At 65.2% G+C, this 18620-nt stretch carries 16 protein-coding genes; 1 reads left to right on the forward strand and 15 read right to left on the reverse strand.

Annotation, left to right across the window (positions count from 1 at the left end):
* Positions 1 to 98: 98 nt before the first annotated feature.
* From QP305_RS04345 to QP305_RS04410, 14 genes are all read right to left on the reverse strand, one after another.
* Positions 99 to 989, reverse strand: a complete 891-nt coding sequence (locus QP305_RS04345) for a cell division protein FtsQ/DivIB (protein WP_284904165.1) — start codon at positions 987 to 989, stop codon at positions 99 to 101.
* A complete protein-coding gene (gene murC, locus QP305_RS04350) occupies positions 986 to 2341 on the reverse strand; it encodes a UDP-N-acetylmuramate--L-alanine ligase (RefSeq protein WP_284904166.1) in 1356 nt (451 codons plus the stop codon). Before murC ends, QP305_RS04345 begins: the two co-directional genes overlap by 4 nt.
* On the reverse strand, positions 2338 to 3429 hold the full coding sequence (gene murG, locus QP305_RS04355) for an undecaprenyldiphospho-muramoylpentapeptide beta-N-acetylglucosaminyltransferase (protein WP_284904167.1): 1092 nt from the start codon (positions 3427 to 3429) through the stop codon (positions 2338 to 2340). The genes murC and murG overlap by 4 nt, the downstream gene beginning before the upstream one ends.
* Positions 3426 to 4664: an FtsW/RodA/SpoVE family cell cycle protein gene (locus QP305_RS04360; RefSeq protein ID WP_284904169.1), complete on the reverse strand. Its 1239-nt coding sequence runs from the start codon at positions 4662 to 4664 to the stop codon at positions 3426 to 3428. Before QP305_RS04360 ends, murG begins: the two co-directional genes overlap by 4 nt.
* Entirely contained in the window at positions 4657 to 6267 is a 1611-nt protein-coding gene (gene murD / locus QP305_RS04365) for a UDP-N-acetylmuramoyl-L-alanine--D-glutamate ligase (protein WP_284904170.1), read from the reverse strand. The genes QP305_RS04360 and murD overlap by 8 nt, the downstream gene beginning before the upstream one ends.
* Positions 6264 to 7349: a phospho-N-acetylmuramoyl-pentapeptide-transferase gene (gene mraY / locus QP305_RS04370; RefSeq protein WP_016442544.1), complete on the reverse strand. Its 1086-nt coding sequence runs from the start codon at positions 7347 to 7349 to the stop codon at positions 6264 to 6266. Before mraY ends, murD begins: the two co-directional genes overlap by 4 nt.
* Positions 7349 to 8827 (reverse strand): UDP-N-acetylmuramoyl-tripeptide--D-alanyl-D-alanine ligase, encoded by a 1479-nt coding sequence (locus tag QP305_RS04375; RefSeq protein WP_284904171.1) that lies wholly within the window; start codon positions 8825 to 8827, stop codon positions 7349 to 7351. The genes mraY and QP305_RS04375 overlap by 1 nt, the downstream gene beginning before the upstream one ends.
* The gene (locus QP305_RS04380) at positions 8824 to 10437 is read right to left on the reverse strand and encodes a UDP-N-acetylmuramoyl-L-alanyl-D-glutamate--2,6-diaminopimelate ligase (RefSeq protein WP_284904172.1); all 1614 of its coding nucleotides are present in this window, start codon (positions 10435 to 10437) and stop codon (positions 8824 to 8826) included. The genes QP305_RS04375 and QP305_RS04380 overlap by 4 nt, the downstream gene beginning before the upstream one ends.
* Entirely contained in the window at positions 10437 to 12290 is a 1854-nt protein-coding gene (locus tag QP305_RS04385; RefSeq protein WP_284896760.1) for a peptidoglycan D,D-transpeptidase FtsI family protein, read from the reverse strand. The genes QP305_RS04380 and QP305_RS04385 overlap by 1 nt, the downstream gene beginning before the upstream one ends.
* Before the next feature lie 16 nt (positions 12291 to 12306).
* Positions 12307 to 12696 carry a hypothetical protein gene (locus tag QP305_RS04390; RefSeq protein ID WP_026428577.1) on the reverse strand — a complete coding sequence of 130 codons (390 nt, stop codon included), beginning with the start codon at positions 12694 to 12696 and terminating at the stop codon, positions 12307 to 12309.
* The gene (gene rsmH, locus QP305_RS04395; RefSeq protein ID WP_284904173.1) at positions 12693 to 13679 is read right to left on the reverse strand and encodes a 16S rRNA (cytosine(1402)-N(4))-methyltransferase RsmH; all 987 of its coding nucleotides are present in this window, start codon (positions 13677 to 13679) and stop codon (positions 12693 to 12695) included. Before rsmH ends, QP305_RS04390 begins: the two co-directional genes overlap by 4 nt.
* A 112-nt stretch (positions 13680 to 13791) precedes the next feature.
* Entirely contained in the window at positions 13792 to 14223 is a 432-nt protein-coding gene (mraZ, locus tag QP305_RS04400; protein WP_087070949.1) for a division/cell wall cluster transcriptional repressor MraZ, read from the reverse strand.
* A gap of 381 nt (positions 14224 to 14604) precedes the next feature.
* Positions 14605 to 15012, reverse strand: coding sequence for a DUF3040 domain-containing protein (locus QP305_RS04405; protein WP_087070950.1), 408 nt, complete (start codon positions 15010 to 15012; stop codon positions 14605 to 14607).
* Positions 15013 to 15166: 154 nt separating this feature from the next.
* Positions 15167 to 16414, reverse strand: coding sequence for a DNA polymerase IV (locus QP305_RS04410; RefSeq protein ID WP_284904174.1), 1248 nt, complete (start codon positions 16412 to 16414; stop codon positions 15167 to 15169).
* A gap of 91 nt (positions 16415 to 16505) precedes the next feature.
* Here QP305_RS04410 and QP305_RS04415 point away from each other — a divergent pair, with 91 nt between their 5' ends.
* Positions 16506 to 17324, forward strand: coding sequence for a spermidine synthase (locus QP305_RS04415; protein ID WP_311370822.1), 819 nt, complete (start codon positions 16506 to 16508; stop codon positions 17322 to 17324).
* On the opposite strand, the gene QP305_RS04420 is transcribed toward QP305_RS04415, so the two are convergent.
* Positions 17321 to 18478 carry a PAC2 family protein gene (locus QP305_RS04420; RefSeq protein ID WP_284904175.1) on the reverse strand — a complete coding sequence of 386 codons (1158 nt, stop codon included), beginning with the start codon at positions 18476 to 18478 and terminating at the stop codon, positions 17321 to 17323. The two genes, QP305_RS04415 and QP305_RS04420, sit on opposite strands and share 4 nt — an antisense overlap.
* Positions 18479 to 18620 lie beyond the last annotated feature (142 nt).

Below are 18620 nucleotides of genomic sequence, written 5' to 3' on the forward strand. Positions count from 1 at the left end.
GGGGCACTACGGTGCGGGAATAGCCTGGAACGGTGCGCGATTCGTATGGAACGGTGCGATGGCGCCGTGGAACGGTGCGGTAGCCGAGTGGTTCAGGATTAATGAACGACGACGGCGGTGGGCTCTGACACGTCGTACACCTGGCCAGGAACGGTAATCACGGTGGCCAGTGCTGCCGCTTTCAGATCGAAGCGCTGAGCATCCCCCCAGATCACTTTCTGCCCGGAGTTGAGATCGAGTCCGACCCGCCCGCTATCGCTCACCGATACCCCGGCTACCTGAGCCCTCACATCGTCCTTGAGACTGGCCAGCACATCAAGGGCGATGCGGATACCAGGGCCGTCACTACCATCCTCGGAGCGAGTGGCCGGCCCGGGACTCAGGCTCACGCGCGGGAGACTGGCTTCCACCTCGGGGAGAACCGGGAAGCTCACGCCGTCCCGATCCATGGCGGAGCATCCTCCTTTGCCCACCAGGCAGGCCACCGGTTCACGCACGGTGAGGGTGACCTCGAGTCCGTGGAGGTAGCTGCGGCGCAGCTGCGCTTCTTTAATGGGTGGGAATTGGGTGCTCAGGTCAGTGGCGAGAGCTTCGGTATCCAGGCGTGGAAGCGGGATTCCCGAGCGTTCGGCGAGGGCGGCGGTGACGTCTTCCGCCGTCACCGCCGCGTTCGCGGGGATACCCGAAACGGTAATATCGCTGGCCCGCAAGGCCAGCAGCGGGCTAAAGAAAATCACCCAGGCCAGGGCGGCAAGCGCGGCGAGTACCGCACCAACCACCCCGAGGCGCCGCCAGCGTACCCGGCGTTTCTCTGAAGCTTTTTCTTCGAGGCGCTCGTCCAGGGATACCGTGGTGGTGCTCCCTAGGTCGGCTAGCGGGGCGTCGCCGTCGTCGTACACCACCGGGGCGGTGGCGGCGGTGGGAACGTAGGTGATCTCCGCGTGCGGATTGATATCGCGCGCGGAGCGGCGCCGGGATGGTTCTTTCACCGCGCCGTCCCCTCCTCCAGTGCCGCCAGGATCTCGGGCCCCAGTGCGGTGACATCGCCAGCACCCATGGTGAGGAGCAGATCCCCCGGCTTCGCGCTCGCTGCGAGCGCCCGCGCGGCCTCATGTTTATCGGCAATAAAATGCCCGGCGCCTCCCATGCGGGAAGTGATCATATCGCCCTCGATGCCGTCGAAAGGCGTTTCACGGGCCCCGTATACGGCGGTAACAATGGCGGTATCCGCCAGTTCGAGAGCGGTAGCGAAACGATCCGCGAAATTGCGGGTGCGTGAATACAGGTGCGGTTGGAAAAGAACTCGCACGCTGCCCTGCCCGGCCTCGGCGCGGGCGGCGCGTAAGGTGGCTTCCACTTCGGTGGGATGGTGGGCGTAGTCATCAAAGAGGCGCACTCCCCCAGCCTCGCCACGCAGCTCAAAACGCCGCCCCGTTCCGGTAAAAGCCGCCAGCCCGCGGGCCATATCCGCCAGGCTCACGCCCAGTTCTATACCGGCGGCGGCCGCTCCGGCCGCGTTGAGTTCGTTATGGGATCCGGGAACCTGGAGGGAGAGCGGCGCGCAGCTTTCCCCGCACCGTAACGCCCCGTCCTCGAGGGCCACGTGAGCTTCCACGCCAGGGAGCGCGGCGCCACGCCCGTAGCTGACCACCCGGATACCTTCGCTTACCGCTTGAGCGCCTAAGCGGTGCGCACCGGCGTCGTCGCCGCACACGATGAGGAGCCCGCCGGGGACGATGCAACGCGCGAATTCCGCGAAGGCTTCTTCGAAAGCTTCCCGGCTGCCGTAATGGTCGAGGTGATCGGGTTCGACGTTGGTGACCAGGGCGATACGGGGCTGGTAGTTGAGGAAGGAAGCATCGGATTCATCGGCTTCGGCAACGAGGACCTTCCCGGTGCCCAGGTGGCCTCCGGAGCCGTGCCCGCGCACGCTCCCGCCAATCGCCCAGGACGGCGCCTGGCCGGCCTCCTCCAGTGCCACCGCGAGCATCGCCGACGTGGTGGTTTTCCCGTGCGCACCGGCCACCGCCACAAAATCGCGATCCCCGCTCGCGAGGGCGAGAGCTTGGGAGCGGTGGATGACGCGGGCACCGAGCTGGCGGGCCCGGGCGAGCTCGGGGTTATCTTCCCGGATGGCGGAAGAGATCGCCACGAGGGTATCGGCGCTGAGGCGCTCCGGTTCCGTTCCGATCCACAGGGTGATGCCGGAATCCGCCAGGCGCTGCGTGGTGGCCGAGGCGCGGGCATCGGACCCGGTCACGGTCCAGCCTTCGGCGTGGAGCAGATCGGCGATCACGCTCATGCCTGCCCCGCCGATGCCGATGAGATGGATATGGGTCACCTGAGAACCTCCTCGATAAGATCGGCGAGCCGGGCTGCGCCGTCGGCCGGACAGATGGCGCGCGAGGCCTGGGCCATGCGGGTGCGGGTGGATGCATCGGTGACGATGTCCAGCACGGTGCTCACCGAATCGGCAGTGAACTGGGCATTCGGGATGAGCAGCGCCCCGCCGGCAGCTACGACATCCGCGGCGTTGCGCGCCTGTTCCCCGTTGCCGATGGGGAGCGGAACGAAGACGGCGGGGATACCCAAGGCGGAGACTTCCGCGACGGTGCCGGCCCCGGCGCGGCACACCACGGTATCGGCCACCGCGTAGGCGAGTTCCATTTCTTCCAGGTAGTCGAGCACGTGGTAGCTGGGGATGGTGGCTGCGGTGCGCTGGGCCGCTGCGGCTTTACCCCGCCCGGTGAGGTGGAGTACCTGCACGCCGGCGGCAGCAAAGCGGGGCGCGGCGGCGGTCATCACGTCATTGAGGTGCGCGGCGCCCAGGGAACCCCCGGTGACAACGAGGGTGGGTAGCCCCGGATCCAGGCCGAGGCGCGCCGCGGCGGCGGTGCGTGCTGCTGCCCTATCGGCACTGGCCAGGGCTGCGATGGCGGGGCGTAGCGGCAGCCCGACGGTGCGGGTGATGCCGCGCGCGGCGCGCAGCGGCGTGGAGGGGAAGGTGAGGGCGACAGCGGCCGCGCCCCGTGCCCCGAGTTTGTTGGCCAGGCCCGGTAGCGCATTTTGTTCGTGCACCACTACCGGGATGCCGGCCCGGCGGGCCGCGGCGTAGACGGGGGTGGAGGCGAAACCTCCGAAACCAACTGCCAGCTCGGCTCCGGCCGCGGTGAGGATACGGCGAGCTTGACGTATCGCCCGCGGGAAAGCCACGGGGAAACGTAGCGCGTCCTTATCGGGACGGCGCGGGAACGGTGCGCGTTCCACGGTGGCGAAATCGAAGCCGCTGGCGGGAACGAGGTCCTTTTCCATGCCGGTGGCGGTGCCGACCACGAGGATACGGTGCCCGCGCCCGGCGAGTTCGTGGGCGGTGGCCAGTAGCGGATTGACGTGCCCGGCGGTTCCTCCGCCGGCGAGCACTAGTGTCACGAAGTCCTCCTGATAACTGCGCGCACCCGGCCCGCGAGTGAGCTGGAGCGCCGGAATGATTCTTTCACGCCCGGGACCGCCAGAGCTGCCGCCACGCAAACTCCCACCGCCATGAGGCAGGAGATCACGGAGGAGCCGCCCTGGCTCATGAAGGGCAGCGGCACTCCGAAAACGGGCAGCAGGCCGGTAACGACGAACATATTTGCCACAGCCTGTCCGCATAGCCATAGGGTGGCTCCTCCGGCCACGAAACGGCCGAAACGGTGCGGGTGGTACATGCAGATGGTGAGAAGGGCGTAGCCGATGGTGCCGAGCAACACAATGACGACGGCGCATCCGAAGAAACCGAGTTCTTCTCCCACCACCGCGAAGATGAAGTCAGTATGTGCTTCGGCGAGGTTCCCAGGCCATTTTTCAATTCCGGTGCCCAGACCGGAGCCGCCCGGCCCCCCGGAGCCGAAAGCCCAGAGCGCGTAATCAGCCTGGGAGGGTGTTTGCCCGGTGGGAAGCGTGAAGAGATTTTGGAAGAAGTCTTGGATGCGGGTGATGCGCGACCGGCTAGAGAAAATAAGCACGACGACGAGGAAGAAGCCCAGCGCCCCGCTGATAAGGAAATAGCGCCCCGGGAAGCCGGCCATCCAGAACATTCCCACGCCGATGAGAAGGAAAATGAGGGCGGTTCCCATATCGCCACCCACGAGCACCGCACCGATAGACGCGCCGGTGATGCCAATGGGGCCACTCCAATCGGAGAGCTGGAAGTGGGCGCCTTGCACCATGCGCCCGAGCACCGCGGCCAGGGCCACCACCATGGCGAGTTTGAGGAATTCGGAGGGCTGGAGCCGGATGGGGCCGAAGGCAATCCAGTTGCGGTTACCGGCAACAGAGGCACCCAGCGGGCTGAGCACGAGGAGCTGCAAAAGGATCCCGAAGCCGAGGGCCAGGCCCCACAGGCGCTGGAAAACAGCGAGGGGAATACGCGCGCAGATCACCGCCAAAACGGTGCCGATGGCGGCGTAGGCCATCTGGAGGTAAGCGGAGCGGAACAGGTTGGGGCCGTCTTCGTATTCGGCGCGTACCGCCCCGGGGGTGATGGCGGAAAACACCATGAGGAGCCCGAGGAGAGTGAGAATCGCGGTGGCCACCACGAGGAGGAGGATGGAACGGTGCATGACGTTGCGCACGCGTTCCTCCGGGACGCTCGGTGCCTGCGGCTTCTCAGTTCGCTCACGCATGACGCGCCTCCGTGGCGCTATCCGCTGCACCGTTATCCTGCACCGTCTCCTCCGTCGGGGCACCGTCCCCCGCCGAAGTGCTGCCCGCTGCCGGGGCACCGTCCCCCGTTACAGCACTGCCTTCCGACGGTGCGGGCAGGGCGCGCACCGCGGCGGCGAAACGATCACCGCGATCCGCGTAGGAGGTGAATTGGTCCATGGAGGCACTGGCGGGAGCCAGCATGACGGTATCCCCCGTCTGTGCGTAGCGCGAGGCAGCCAGCACCGCGCGCGCCATAGGTTCGGAGGCCGCCGGATCGATATACGTGACGGGGAGGTTAGCGCCGTCCAGGGCCGCGTGCCAAGGTTCTTGATTCACGCCAATAACAACGACGGCGCGCAGCCTGTCCCGGACCTGTGCCACAAGGGATTCAAAGCGGGCACCCTTGGGTTGCCCACCCACAATCCACACGCAGGTACCCTCCGCCAGCGCGGAGACGGAGGCGAGGGCGGCGTGGGCATTGGTGGCTTTGGAATCGTCCACGTAGCGCACCCCGGCGCGTTCGCTCACCGTCTCAATGCGGTGGTGGCCCGGGCGCATATGCTGGAGGCCGGCGCGCACCACCTCCGCGGGAATATCAATGGCCCGGGTGAGGGCCACGGCGGCCAGGGCGTCCCAGATGAGGTGGCGCGGCAGCGCCGCGGTGGTGGGAGCCAGCTGGGCGACGTCGTTCAACGAAGCGATCTCCACGGCGCTAGTCCACCGTTGCTTTCCGTAGGCACGGTCCACGATGAGGCCGTCCACGATGCCGATCTGCCCGACGGCGGGAATGCCGGTGGTGATGCCAATGGCGCGCGCACCTTCGCGCACGTCCGCGCCATCGACCATGCTCTGGACGGTGCTATCGCCCACCGGGTAGACCGCGGCGGTGCGCACATGTTCGTAAATACGGGCTTTCGCGGCGGCGTAGGCGGCGCGGCTGCCGTGCCATTCGAGATGGTCGTCGGCGATATTGAGGCAGATGCTGGCGGCCGGCTCCATGGTGTGGGTGGTGCGCAGCTGGAAGGAAGAAAGCTCCAGCGCGAAGGCACGCGGAGTATCCGGGCCGGTGGCGCTCACGGCTGCGACAGCGGGATTGCCGACGTTCCCGATGGGTTCGGCCCCTAGGTGCGCGGCGCGCAAAATATGGGCCGCCATGGTTACCGTGGTGGTTTTGCCATTGGTACCGGTGACGGCGAGCCACGGGGCGGCGTGCCCCGCACCGTCATGGGTGCGCAGGCGCCAGGCTAGTTCAATTTCAGACCACAATTCGATGCCGTGGTCGGCGGACGTAGTAAAAAGCGGGCCGATTTCGGGTATGGCGGGGGCGGGGATAATGACGTCGGGCCGCCACGCCAGCACTTTGCGCGCCAGTTCGGCCGGGGTCGGGTCGCTCCCGCCGGTATCCACGGGGAGCGCGGTGACCGCCCCGAGCTTAGTAATATCGGCGTCCCATACGCTCACACGCGCCTCGGTGAGCTCGGTCAGTGCCCGCGCGCAGGCCCGCCCTGATTTCCCTAAACCGACGACGGCGATACGGCGCCCTGCCAGTTCCGCCGCGCCCGGATGTTGCCACTCACTCATCTTTGCATCAACCACTCAGCGTAAAAAATACCCAGGGCGATAAAGCCGCACAGGGCTTGGATCACCCAGAAGCGCACCACAACCGTGACTTCGTTCCACCCTTTGAGTTCGAAATGGTGGTGGATGGGTGCCATGCGGAATACCCGTTTTCGTGTCATTTTGAAGACGCCCACTTGGACTACGTCGGAGATGACTTCTAGCAGGTAGAGCCCACCAATGAGCACGGCGAGGAATTCGGTGTGGGTGTAGATGGACATTCCCGCGAAGACACCGCCCAGGGCGAGGGAACCGGTATCCCCCATGAAAATTTGGGCCGGTGAAGTGTTCCACCAGAGGAATCCGATAAGCGCTCCGACGAGGGCCACCGCGATGATATTGAGATCGCGCGGGTCGCGGATGGGGTAGCACCCGGGGGCGGCGTCCACGAGCCCGTAGCAGGGGTGGTTGCTTTGCCACATGGTGATGAGGGTGTAGACCCCGAAAGCGATGATGGAGGCACCGGTGGATAGGCCGTCCAGGCCATCGGTGAGATTGACGGCATTGGACCAGGCGGTGATAAGGAAATTCGCCCAGATAATGAAGAGGATAATGCCGACGGCGGTACCGGCGAAGGCGAGACTCAGGCCGGTATCGCGCACGTGGGAAATGCGCATCGATGCCGGGGTTCGGTTGTTTTCATCCGCGAACATGAGGGAAAGCACCGCGAAGGCCACGCCGACAATCCCCAGGCCCGCGATTTTCGCCCAGGGGGTGAGCCCCAGGCTTTGTTTGCGGGAAATCTTGGTGAAATCATCGGCGAAGCCTACGCCCGCCATGCCGATCATGAGGCCGAGGAGGAGGATTCCGGACATTCCCGGGCTGCGCCCCGCTCCGATATTGCCCACCAGGTAACCGATAACAACCGCCGCCACGATGGCCAGGCCTCCCATGGTGGGGGTGCCGCGCTTGACGAGGTGCGAGGTGGGGCCGTCCTGGCGGATGAATTGGCCGAATTGTTTGCGCACGAGGAAGCGGATGAGAAGAGGGGTCCCGAATAGCGTGACGAGAAGCGAGACCGCAAAAGCGATAATAAGCGCGAGCACTATTCCCCCTTGAGACGGGTGGCGATATGCCACACGCCCGAACCGTGCGAACCTTTGATGAGGAGTGCCCCATCCTCATTGAGCATATCGGAGAGCGCCGCCTCGGCTTCTTCCCACGCGCCGACCGCGCGGGCGGTGATACCGGCATCACGGGCTGCCTCCGCGAGTGCCGCCATCTGGGGGCCCACCGCGATGAGGAGGCTCACCCCGGCGGCTTCCAGGGCCGGGAGGAGGGCGAGGTGTTCTTCCCGTGAAGCATCGCCGAGTTCGAGCATATCGCCGAGAATTGCGGCTTTGCGCCCGCTTCCGAGTTGCCCGAGCGCGGTGATGCCGGCGCGCATAGAGTCCGGGTTGGCATTGTAGGAGTCGTCGATGATGAGGGTGGAGCCGCGGCGGAATACATCCATACGGTGGGCGCTGGCGGGCCCGCTGGATAGCCCCGCCACGATGGCGGGCAGGCTGACCCCGGCGGCGGCCGCGGCGGTGGCCGCCGCGAGCGCGTTCATGACCTGGTGTTCTCCCACGAGTCCGAGGTTGATAGTTGAGGTGCACGGTGCGGACGGCGCAGACAGTTCCGACGGTGCGGACGGCGCGGGCAACGTGTACGGGGCGGATGGCGCGGGGCTAGCTGCGCCGTCGTTCATATGGAGCGTGAAACTGGCCCGACCGTCGCTTCCGAGGGTGATGTCGCTTGCCGTCACGTCCGCCGGGTTCACGCGCCCGAAAGTGCGTACCCGGCCGCTGGCGACCTGCCCGGCCATGGCCGCCACTCGCGGATCATCGGCGTTGAGGATGGCGATGCCGTCCTCGCGCAGGCCTTCCACGAGTTCTGCCTTGGCGCGCGCCACGTTCTCGATGCCGCCAAATTCGCCCAGGTGCGCGCGGGCCACCACCAGCACCACGGCGATATCCGGGGGTGCGATAGAGGTGAGGTAGGCGAGGTTGCCGATATGGTCGGCGCCCATTTCCGCCACCAGGGTGGCGGTGTTCTCGCCCACACGGAGCACCGTGAGCGGTAAGCCGATTTCGTTATTGAGCGATCCGGGCGGAGCAACCACATCCCCCCGTTCCCGGCATATGGCGGCGAGAAGATCCTTGGTGGTGGTTTTCCCAACGCTCCCGGTCACCGCAATAACCCGCAAGTCGGGGTTGAGGTGGCGGGCCAGCTCAAGGTTGTGCCGGGCCAGGCGTCCGAGCGCAGCGGGAATATCATCGACCACGATAATGCGCTCAGCTTCGGCGCCGCCGGCGCGGGCGGCCTGGCCATCTTCGGTGAGAATGAGGCTGGCCCCTGCTGCGCGCGCCTGGCCGCTCAGGGTATTCGCGTCCACGCGCGCGCCTTTCACGGCGGCAAAAAGCGCGCCGGGCGTGATGGCGCGGGTATCGATAACCGCCGCGGTGACCTCGGTATCGCACAACGGTGCGAGCGCGGTCCCGCCGACGGCGGCGATAACCTCCGCGGAGGACATGGAAATCATTGCGTGTCTTTCTCTTCTTGCGTGTCTTTGTCGAGGGCAACCCGGTTAGTGCGGCCGGAACAATCGCCCTGGCCAACGGAGCTAGCGCGCTCAGCGAGCGCCGCCCGCGCTACCTCGCGGTCGTCCAGCGGAATGTTACGCCCCCCGGCCACCGGTTGATAAGTTTCGTGCCCACGCCCGGCCAGCAGCACGGTATCCTCCGGTGCCGCCTCCCGGATGGCGGTGCGCATAGCGGTGGCGCGATCAGCGATGTCCACGATGCGGGCGGGGCTGTGCGCGCTGCGGGCCCCGTCCAGGAGTGCGGCGCGAATCGGTGCGGGATCTTCTTCGTGCGGATCGTCGTCCGTGATGTAGACGACGTCGGCCAGTTCGGCGACCGCCCGCCCCATCTCGGGGCGCTTGTCCACATCGCGCTCCCCGGCGCTTCCGGTCACCACGATGAGCTGACCGCTGGTGGTGGGGCGCAGCGCATTGATCGCCAGGCGCAGTGCCGCGGTATTATGCGCAAAATCAACGACGACGCGCGGCGCGCTACCCACCACTTCCATACGACCGGGGACTTGCGGTGTGAGCCCGGCGCCTACTACGGCGCCAACCGCACCGCGGTCCGCCCCGCTTTCCAGCACCATGGCCACGGCGAGCGCCGTATTGGCAATATTGAAATCTCCGGGCAGGCCGGTGCGCACCGTCGTCTCCCAGCCGTCGCTATGAGCCAGGATGAAGGAGGTGACGGGGCCGTGCTCGATATTCCGCACCTGATACCCACTCCTCCCCCCAAGCTGAGAGAACACGGCGAGGGCTACGGTGGGCACCTCGGTTTCCCCAGCCAGGCGCCTGCCCCACTCATCATCAACGGTAATAACCGCCCGCCGTGAGCACTCCGGGGTGAAAAGGCTGCGCTTGGCCTGGTAGTAGTTCTCCATGGTGCGGTGGTAATCGAGGTGGTCCCGGGTGAGATTAGTAAATCCAGCCACGCTGAAGACCACGGGGCTGGTACGGTGCTGCGCCAGCGCGTGGGAGGATACTTCCATGGATACATCCGTCCCGCCCCGTTCCACCAGGAGGGCGAGCAGCGCTTGCAGATCCGCGGGCATGGGCGTGGTCAGATGCGCCGGGGCGCACAGGTCCGCAATTTTTGTTTCCACGGTTCCCACCAGCCCGGTGGTGCGATCCAGCGCGGTAAGCAGGCCGTCCAGGAGGTACGTCGTCGTCGTTTTTCCATTGGTGCCGGTCACCGCGAAACTGCGCAAGCATTCGGCGGGTTCCCCGTAGACGCGGGCCGCAATGGCACCCAGGTGCGCGGCCGGGTCCTCCACCACGAGGAGCGGAAGCTCCACCCCGGCCTGCGCGATAAGAGCAGCCCCGGCGGCGTCGGTGAGGATGGCGCGTGCGCCCCGTTGCGCCGCCTGGGGGGCAAAGCGCGCCCCGTGGGCGTGAGCGCCGGGCAGCGCCGCGAAAAGCGCCCCCTCATGCACCGCGCGCGAATCGGCGGTCACGGAAGTCACGGTGGTCTGCGAGGCCTCGCAACCGGCACCATCCACCTCGGGAAGTTCGGAAACCTCGCGCAGCGCCACCGGACGCACCTGCGGAAGAGGGAATTCGTCACTCACTAGTTGCCTACCTCCGATGAGAACCACGGATATTTGAAGAGGGGGACCGTGCTGGGCGGGACACCCAGGTGCCGCATCGCGAAGGGCGCGAAGTTCGCGAAAACGGGCACCGCCGTATCCCCACCGTACCCGGCCCCGGCCCCGCCGTAGACCGCTATCGCCACCGCGATCTGCGGGTCTTCGGCCGGGATGGCCGCAATAAAGGTACCCACGCGGCGGGTGAGGTTTCCGTTGGCGTCCGGAACCTGGGCGGTGCCAGTTTTTCCGGCCACGTTGTAGCCGGGGACTTTCCCGCGCCATCCGGTGGATTGGTTATTGGTGACCGCCTGCATCATATTCATCATGGTGCGTGAGGATTCCTCGCTCATGACGCGGTGGCTTTCCCCGGGAACGGTGGGAGTGGTGCGCCCGCTGGCATCGGTGGTGGAGTCCACCACATGGAGCGGGATATAGACTCCCCCGTTGGCGATGGTGGCCCCGATCTGCGCGAGTTGCACGGTAGTGGCCGCCCAGCCCTGCCCGAACATAGTGGTGTAGCGGTCGCGCTGGCCCCACTGCTCCGGCGGGCGCAGAATGCCGCTCGATTCGGCCGGTAATTCAATCCCCGTGGGGCTTCCCAGCCCGTAGCTGCGCATATAGTCATAGCGCACGTTATCGTCCACGGTGTCACCGATCTGGACGAGCCCGGTGTTATAGGACTGGGCCAGAATCCCCGCCACCGTCATCCCCTGGGTGGGATGCGGGTCGTTATCGGAAATGCTTTCGCCATTGGGCATGGTGATGGTGTCCGGCACCGTGAACTGAGTGAGCGGGGTGACGGTGCCGGTATCGATAGCCGCCGTGAAGGTGGGGAGCTTACCGGAGGAGCCCGGCTCGACCGGCGCCTGCACGGCGCGCGAACCCCAGGAATCCGGATTCGCTTCCTGGAGACGCGAAGGATCAGGTGCGTGGGAATCGGCCAGGGCTAGCACCCGCCCCGTCCCCACTTCGATAACAACGGCGGCACCCCAATCCGCGGCATTGGCATCCACTGAAGCATCGAGAGACTCCATGAGGGCGTTTTGCAGATCGCGGTCGATGGTGAGTTTCACACTCGCACCATTGACCGGATCCACGCGTTCGGTTTTCCCATTCGGTACGACGGCGCCGCCTCCGGCGGTTTGCACCGTCAGGCGCCCATCGGTGCCAGAAAGCGCGTCATTGAAGGTGCGCTCAATCCCCGCCTGGCCGGTGGGCACCGGATTATCCGCGGTCTCCCCCACGTAACCGAGCACATTTCCGGCCACCGAACCATTGGGGTACTCGCGTTTCATGAACTGCTCGGGTTCGATCCCCGGAATTCCCAACGCGTTGATTTCCCGCCATTTTTCGGGGGAAATATCCCGGGCAATATACACGAAGGTGGATTTTTTCTCACCGCCTAGGAGGGTGCCTCCCAGTTCCGCGCGATCTACGCCGAGCAGGGGGGCGAGCACTTTCGCTGCTTCTGCCGCCCCGGTGCCCTCCACGATGAGCTGGTCATTGGCATCCAGGACGTAGTCGCCGTTGTCATCGGTTTGGTAGTGCCGATAGGAGCCGATGAGATTCTGATTGACGCCCACGTTATAGCGCTCCACGGAGGTGGCGAGAACCGCCCCGTTGGCATCCACAATATCGCCCCGTTTGGCCTGCAGGGTGTAGGTACGGGTGCGGAAAGCATCCGCCGAGGCAGCCAGGGCATCGGCGCGAATAAATTGCAGGTCGATGAGCCGTACCCCAAGGATCCCCAGCGCGAAGAAGAAGATAATCGCCATGGTGCGCACGCGCCGTACGTGCGGCTGCGCGGCCTTCCAGCGGCGAGCTAGTTCCTTCATGCGCTTGTCCTTCGTGTCACTCCCCCGGAATCGGAGCAAGAATTGTAGCGGACCCCAGGTCCATATGCTGAACGTCCGTGGCGGGGACGAGGCCGAGGGCCTGCGCGCGTTCCTTAAGGCCTTGCGGAGTGGATGCCCCCACCACTTCATCCGTGAGGGTGGACTCCACCGATTGCGCGACCGCCAGCTCCTGCTTGACGGAGCGGATTTCGTACGCCGTGCCTACCATACGCGTATTAAGCGCGAAAACTGTGGCAAACGCGCCGAAGAAGAGCGCTAGGCAGATGATCACGGTGCCGAGGAAGCCACGGTGTGCCGCAGGAGTGGGGATGAGTGTCAGCTCGGGACGCCCCGAGATGACGGGACGGGTACGCGGCGCTGCAACAACGTGGGGCTGTGCGCTCATAGCTGACCTCCGGGGCGAATTTTCTCGGCCGCGCGTAAGCGAACGGAGGCGGAACGAGAATTGCGGGTGATTTCTTCTTCATCGGCTTGAATAGCTCCTCGGGTGAGGAGTTCCAGCCAGGGTTTATGTTCTTCAAGTTCAACGGGCAAGCCCCTGGGGGCTCGGGAGGTGGCGCCGGCGGCGAAGGCCCGTTTCACCAAGCGGTCCTCGAGGGACTGGTACGCTTCGACGACGATGCGCCCACCCACCCGCAACGTGGCGAGGGCTGCCGGCAGGGCCCGTTCGAGCGTTCCGAGTTCGTCATTCACCGCGATGCGTAGCGCTTGGAAGGTGCGCTTGGCGGGATTCCCACCGGTGCGCCGCGCCGGGGCGGGAATCGAGGAGCGCACGATCTCCACCAGTTCTCCGGTACGGGCGAGCGGGGCACTGGCGCGCCGTTCCACAATGGCGGTGGCGATACGGTGGGCGAATTTTTCCTCCCCGTACTCGCGCAGAATCCGAGTGAGCTCCCGCACCGATGCGCTCGCGAGGATATCCGCGGCGGTGCGCCCGACCTGGGCGTTCATACGCATATCGAGCGGGGCATCATGGGCGTAGGAGAACCCGCGCTCGGTTTCGTCCAATTGCAGGGAGGACACTCCCAAATCCATGAGGATTCCATCCACGGGGCGATTACCCGCTGCCGTGGCCACGTCGTCGTACGTGGTTTGGACGGGGCGGAACCGCTTACCGAAACGGGCCAGGCGCTCCCCCGCCAAGGCGATGGCCGCCGGGTCGCGGTCGATTCCGATGACGGTGAGGTTCTCGAAACGCTCGAGGAAAGCTTCGGTGTGCCCACCCATCCCGAGGGTGCAGTCAATGAGGACGGGAGCGGGAACCTGGAAGGCGGGTGCGAGGAGTTCGATGCAGGTGTCCACGAGCACCGGTGCATGCAGCGCGTTCCCAGCGGCGCGCGGCGCGCCCGGGGTGCGTGCTGTCTCCATCCTGTGCCCTTCTCATTGCGGCGCCCGCGATAGTGATCCCCCGCGAGCGATCTGAAGCTGGGGAAGTGCCTCAGAGCTCTCGCGAAAGACCGCCACCGCGATCACGCGATTCCTAGAAGAGGCCGGGAATGACCTCTTCCTCCCTATCGGCAAAAGCCGATTCTTGATCCTCCAGGTAGGCCGCCCACGCGGCGCTATCCCAGATTTCGACCCGGTTGCCCGTGCCGATAACCGCGAGGTTGCGATCCAGACTCGCGTAGCTGCGCAGCATTGCCGGGATGGTGATCCGCCCCTGCTTATCAGGGATGTCATCCACGGCGCCGGAGAGCAGCACGCGGGTGTACGACCGCGCCTCTTTGGACGTCAAGGGGGCTTTAGCCAGGGTTTGCTGCAATTCCACAAAATCCGCGAGCGGAAAAACGTAGATGCAGTGTTCCTGACCGCGCGTCATCACCAGCCCGCCCTGGAGCTGGTCACGAAATTTGGCGGGCAGGATGATTCGGCCTTTGTCGTCCAATTTGGGCTCATACGTGCCGAGGAACATCTACCGCACCCCCTCTCGTGGCGCTTGCCTCCACTTTACTCCACTTTCCTCCACCAGTTTGCCACGGCGGGGGTATGTCGCGCTAGTGATTCCTAGAAAAGCGCGCCAGAACACGGAAAAACGAGTGGAGCGCTGGTGGAGTGTGGTGGGGTGATCAGTGGTGAGTAATCCGTGGTGTAGGGCGCAGGAACGGTGGCGCCTGGAGTGCGTGGGGCGGTTGGCTCGCTTCGTGGAGCACCGTGGATGGCCCGGCGCGCCCCTGCCCGGCGGCGCCGTCGTACCTAAAAAGAAAAAGAAAAACGGTGAGAGGATCGCTATCCTCTCACCGTTATGGGTGCTGAGTTTGAGTTACCGGCCGGCTAGGCCGAAACCACAGAGATTCTAGTGCTCACCGCGGCGGCGCTTTTCCCAGATTTCTTGCTGGCGCCGCATAAAGGACGATACACCGCCCGGCCCGGACGACGTTGGCGCCCCGCCGCCTCCTGCGGGCACCGCCACTTTCTCTGTGTGCACGCCCGCGAGCGCGTACCACACCGAGGCGAACATAATAATGACGCCGAGCAAACCGAGCCACCACATCTTCGGTGCGGAAATTCCCCCGATAAGAATGGCGATGCCGGCGACCAGCCCGAGAATCCCCAGTACGAGATTGCGCACGGACAGTTGCCGACTGATGGCTTCCACTTCCGGCGCAGCGGGCTTCATATTACGTGCGAAGCTGGGATCCTCGTTGGTGAGCTGCGCTTCCAGCTCCGCGAGCATCTTCTTCTCGTAGTCCGATAGGGCCACTGTGCCTCCTTGTTAATGTACTGCTGCCAGTCTACCGTGCGCGGCGCGCCAGCGTCACGATATGTTGTGTCACGATACACCGTCCCGGTGCCCCGTGCGTCCGCCCGGAGCGGAGCTTCCCGGCGCCGCGCCGCCGCGCACCGTTCCGGCACGTTCAGCCCCGCCGTCGCGCACCGTCCCGGTGCCCCGTTCCCGGGGACTGCAAGAGACTTGCCGGGCCGAGCGCCCCGGCTCCGAATCGCGAGCGCACCGCATCCATGGCGCTCTCAGCTTCCCCGCGGCGTGGATCGTCATCGAAAGCGAGCTGCTGGTAGCCGCCTTGCTCGCTCAGGTTCTCCACGCGCAAGCCCAGGAGCCGCAAGCCGGCGGCGGTAATCTCCACCCCGTCCAGAAGCTCGCGAGCGCGTTCGTAGATCTCGGCGGCAACCTGGGTGGCTTGCGGCAGTGTTGCCGAGCGGGTGATGGTGGTGAAATCAGGGAAGCGCACCTTAAGGGCGACGGTGCGCCCCACCAGGCCTTTTGCACGCAGCCGGGCGGCGGTGTCATGCGCCTGGAAAAGCAGAATACGGTGCAATTCGTCCCGGTCAGCCAGAGGATCGAAAAAAGTTTCTTCGCGTCCGATGGATTTTTCCTCGCGGTTCGGGGTGACGGGGCGCGGGTCGACGCCGCTGGCCAGCTGGAAGAGGTGATCTCCCGCAGCGGTGCCAAGGAGGCGGCGGAGCTGGTCCGGGCCGGCAGCGGCGACGTCGCCCACCGTTTCGATCCCGTGCAAACGCAACCGTTCTTCGGTGCGCCCGCCCACGCCCCAAAGCGCTCCGGCGGGTAAGTCGTGCAAAAATTCGAGGGTGGCCGCGGCGGGAATGAGGAGAAGCCCATCCGGTTTGGCGTGCGCGGAGGCAATTTTGGCTACGTGTTTGGTCGCCGCGATCCCCACGGAGGCCGGCACGCCAACCTCGGCGCGGATGCGAGCGCGCAGCTGCTGGCCGATATGCACAGGTGAGCCAAAGAGCCGGCGCGCTCCCCCGACGTCCAGAAAAGCTTCGTCCACGGAAAGCTGCTCCACCAGCGGGGTGACCTCCCGCAAAATCGCCATGATTTTTTCTGAAACATCCCGGTAAAGCTCCAGGCGCGGGGTGAGCATAATGAGATTCGGGCAGCGCCGCCGCGCCTGCCCCACCGGCATCGCGGAATTCACCCCGAAGGCGCGCGCCTCGTAGGACGCCGCCGCCACGACGCCCCGTTCCTGACCACCCACCGCGACGGGGCGCCCGCGCAGCTCCGGGTGGTCGAGGAGCTCCACGGATACGAAAAAGGCATCCATATCAATATGGAGGATGGGTGTGCCCGAATCGTCATCGCCCCAGGAATGGCGGGCGGCGCGGGATCGCGGTGCGCGTGACATGAGCCCTCCGTTCCCTCTCGCTCCAATTTTGCGCGTGGTTTCGTTTTCTGAGTTCCCCTCGCGAAGGCGCGCTCTCCATTAGGCTGGAACTGTGAGTGTGCCTACAGAACCCGTGCGAACTGATTATGCCCTCGCCGAACTGGATCGGCGCTCGGATCGCCCCTCCCTCGTGACGCTCTACCTGGACGGGGTGGAATCTTCCGCCCTGGATCTTGACGATCCCACCTATCTGGAATTCGAGTATATGCAACAGTTTAGGTGCATTCTCGAGGCCATGTACCCCAAGCGCGAGCCGCTGCGCGTGCTCCACCTGGGTGCGGCCGGATGTGCTTTCCCGCGTGCCCTGGATGCTGCCCGCCCCGGTTCGCGCCAGCTCGCTGCGGAAATTGACGGCAAACTTGCCACCTACGTGCGTGAATGGTTCGATCTGCCCCCGTCTCCGCGTTTGCGTATCCGGGTGCAGGATGCGCGTGTCACCTTGGATACCACGGCGGCGCGGTGGGATGTGGTGGTGCGGGATGCTTTCGCTGACCGCGACGTCCCGTCCCATTTACGTACCGGCGACGCCGCTGCGCGGGTCGCCCAGGTTTTGCAACCGGAGGGCGTGTATCTCCTCAACTCGGTGGCCTCCACCGGCCTGACCCGCTTCGCGAATGAGTCACGGGCTCTCCTCGAGAATTTCGAGCACGTGCTGGCAATTATGGATCCGGCGGTGCTACGCGGGCGCCGTTTCGGCAATATTGTGCTGGCTGCCTCCCAGCGGGAATTTGCTTTCGCGCAGATCGAGAGACTGGTGCGTCGTCTCCCGCTCCCCGCGCGCATGGTGGGTCGGGCGGATTTACGGCGCCGGGCTCGCGGCGCCATCCTCGAGAGCGATGCCGATATTGGCTACGTGCCCGCGAATGCCTAATCCGCGGCGTGCCGGCCGCGCGGGCGCTGCGGCGCCTGCTCCCCGCCGTCCTCACCGTGGGCGTCCGGCTCGGCTCCGCTGCGCGTCTCACCCTCAGTCTGCGCCTCAGCTCCTGTTTGAGCCTCGCCTCCGGTATACGCCTCACTGCCGGGCTGGTGCCCACTGCTAGCGTGCTGCCAGGCGGCCCGCATATTTTCCAGGCGCTCCGTCAGCTGCGCCTGCTCGTTATCCGCGTGCTCCTTACGCTTGACCATCGAGGCATCCACTCGGGCGAGGAAACTTTCCGCGGCGCGCCCGATTTCATCAGCGCTAGGAACGGTAAGGGTATGCTGCGGAGCCTGGATAAGCCCGGGGTGCCCTTCCGCGCGATCATATTCGTGTTCCAAGGCCGCCACGATCTCCGCGAGCTGCTCATTATGCTCGGTGAGCTGGGCGAGCTGCTCCGATTCTTCGGCAGCACTGGCTTCCAGATCTCCCAGGGGCAAGCTCAGCCCGGCCGTTTTTGCGAGCATGGACAGCGCGCTGGCCGCCCCGGCCGCGTAATGGTGCCCGGCAATATACATGGGCACCCGCACCGTCACCGAGAAGGTCGCCACGCCCATTTGCCCGAGGCTGTATTCCAAAAAATCAGAGAAAGAAGCCGGGTACCACACATCGGCTTCCAGTGCGGGAGCCACCGGATCGGCATTGCGCGTACGGATGAGCATATCCGGCTGGCGGGTATGGGGCAGCGCACCGGCAACCGATCCGGCCCGGTAGAGCCGTTTCACCCCCAGTTGCGCGAATACCGCCATGAGCTCCGAATTGAGACCCTGCCAGCAAAAATCAGGTTCAGTACCGAGCAGCAGCAAAAAAGAGGTACCTTCAATATCCTTGGCGTGGAAGAGCCCGAGCGCGGGGATAGCAATATCTTCCAGCGCACCGTTGAGGTAGTGCACCCGCGGGCGCTGCGCCCGGTAATCGACCAGCCCGTCCACATTAATATCGGCCACCGGGCTGAGATCCAGGGTGTAGAGCTGGGAGGCAATAAGTTCAGAAACCGAACCGATGTCATTGATGGGATCGGTGAGATGAACGACGACGCTCTCGAAACGTTCCCCGTTTGCCCAGGAATCTTCATGTTTCCCCTCGCAGGGGTAAACGAAATAGTTCACCGTGATCCTCCTCCCTCTCCAGCTCGCTAGCTTCCCCTCCAGCCTAGACTACCGGCCTGGCCAAGTACGCTGGGCGCCGTCGTACCTCCATAACGGCAATCTCTACAACGAGACGCAAGCACACACGGTTCCGGTATTCGCC

The organism is Actinotignum timonense (assembly GCF_030216305.1).
Lineage (GTDB): Bacteria > Actinomycetota > Actinomycetes > Actinomycetales > Actinomycetaceae > Actinotignum > Actinotignum timonense_A.

Coding starts and splice junctions, on each gene's coding strand:
- QP305_RS04360 (WP_284904169.1), bottom strand. CDS start 4,664: ATGCGTGAGCGAACTGAGAAGCCGCAGGCACCGAGCGTCCCGGAGGAA.
- murD (WP_284904170.1), bottom strand. CDS start 6,267: ATGAGTGAGTGGCAACATCCGGGCGCGGCGGAACTGGCAGGGCGCCGT.
- QP305_RS04375 (WP_284904171.1), bottom strand. CDS start 8,827: ATGATTTCCATGTCCTCCGCGGAGGTTATCGCCGCCGTCGGCGGGACC.
- QP305_RS04385 (WP_284896760.1), bottom strand. CDS start 12,290: ATGAAGGAACTAGCTCGCCGCTGGAAGGCCGCGCAGCCGCACGTACGG.
- QP305_RS04390 (WP_026428577.1), bottom strand. CDS start 12,696: ATGAGCGCACAGCCCCACGTTGTTGCAGCGCCGCGTACCCGTCCCGTC.
- rsmH (WP_284904173.1), bottom strand. CDS start 13,679: ATGGAGACAGCACGCACCCCGGGCGCGCCGCGCGCCGCTGGGAACGCG.
- mraZ (WP_087070949.1), bottom strand. CDS start 14,223: ATGTTCCTCGGCACGTATGAGCCCAAATTGGACGACAAAGGCCGAATC.
- QP305_RS04410 (WP_284904174.1), bottom strand. CDS start 16,414: ATGTCACGCGCACCGCGATCCCGCGCCGCCCGCCATTCCTGGGGCGAT.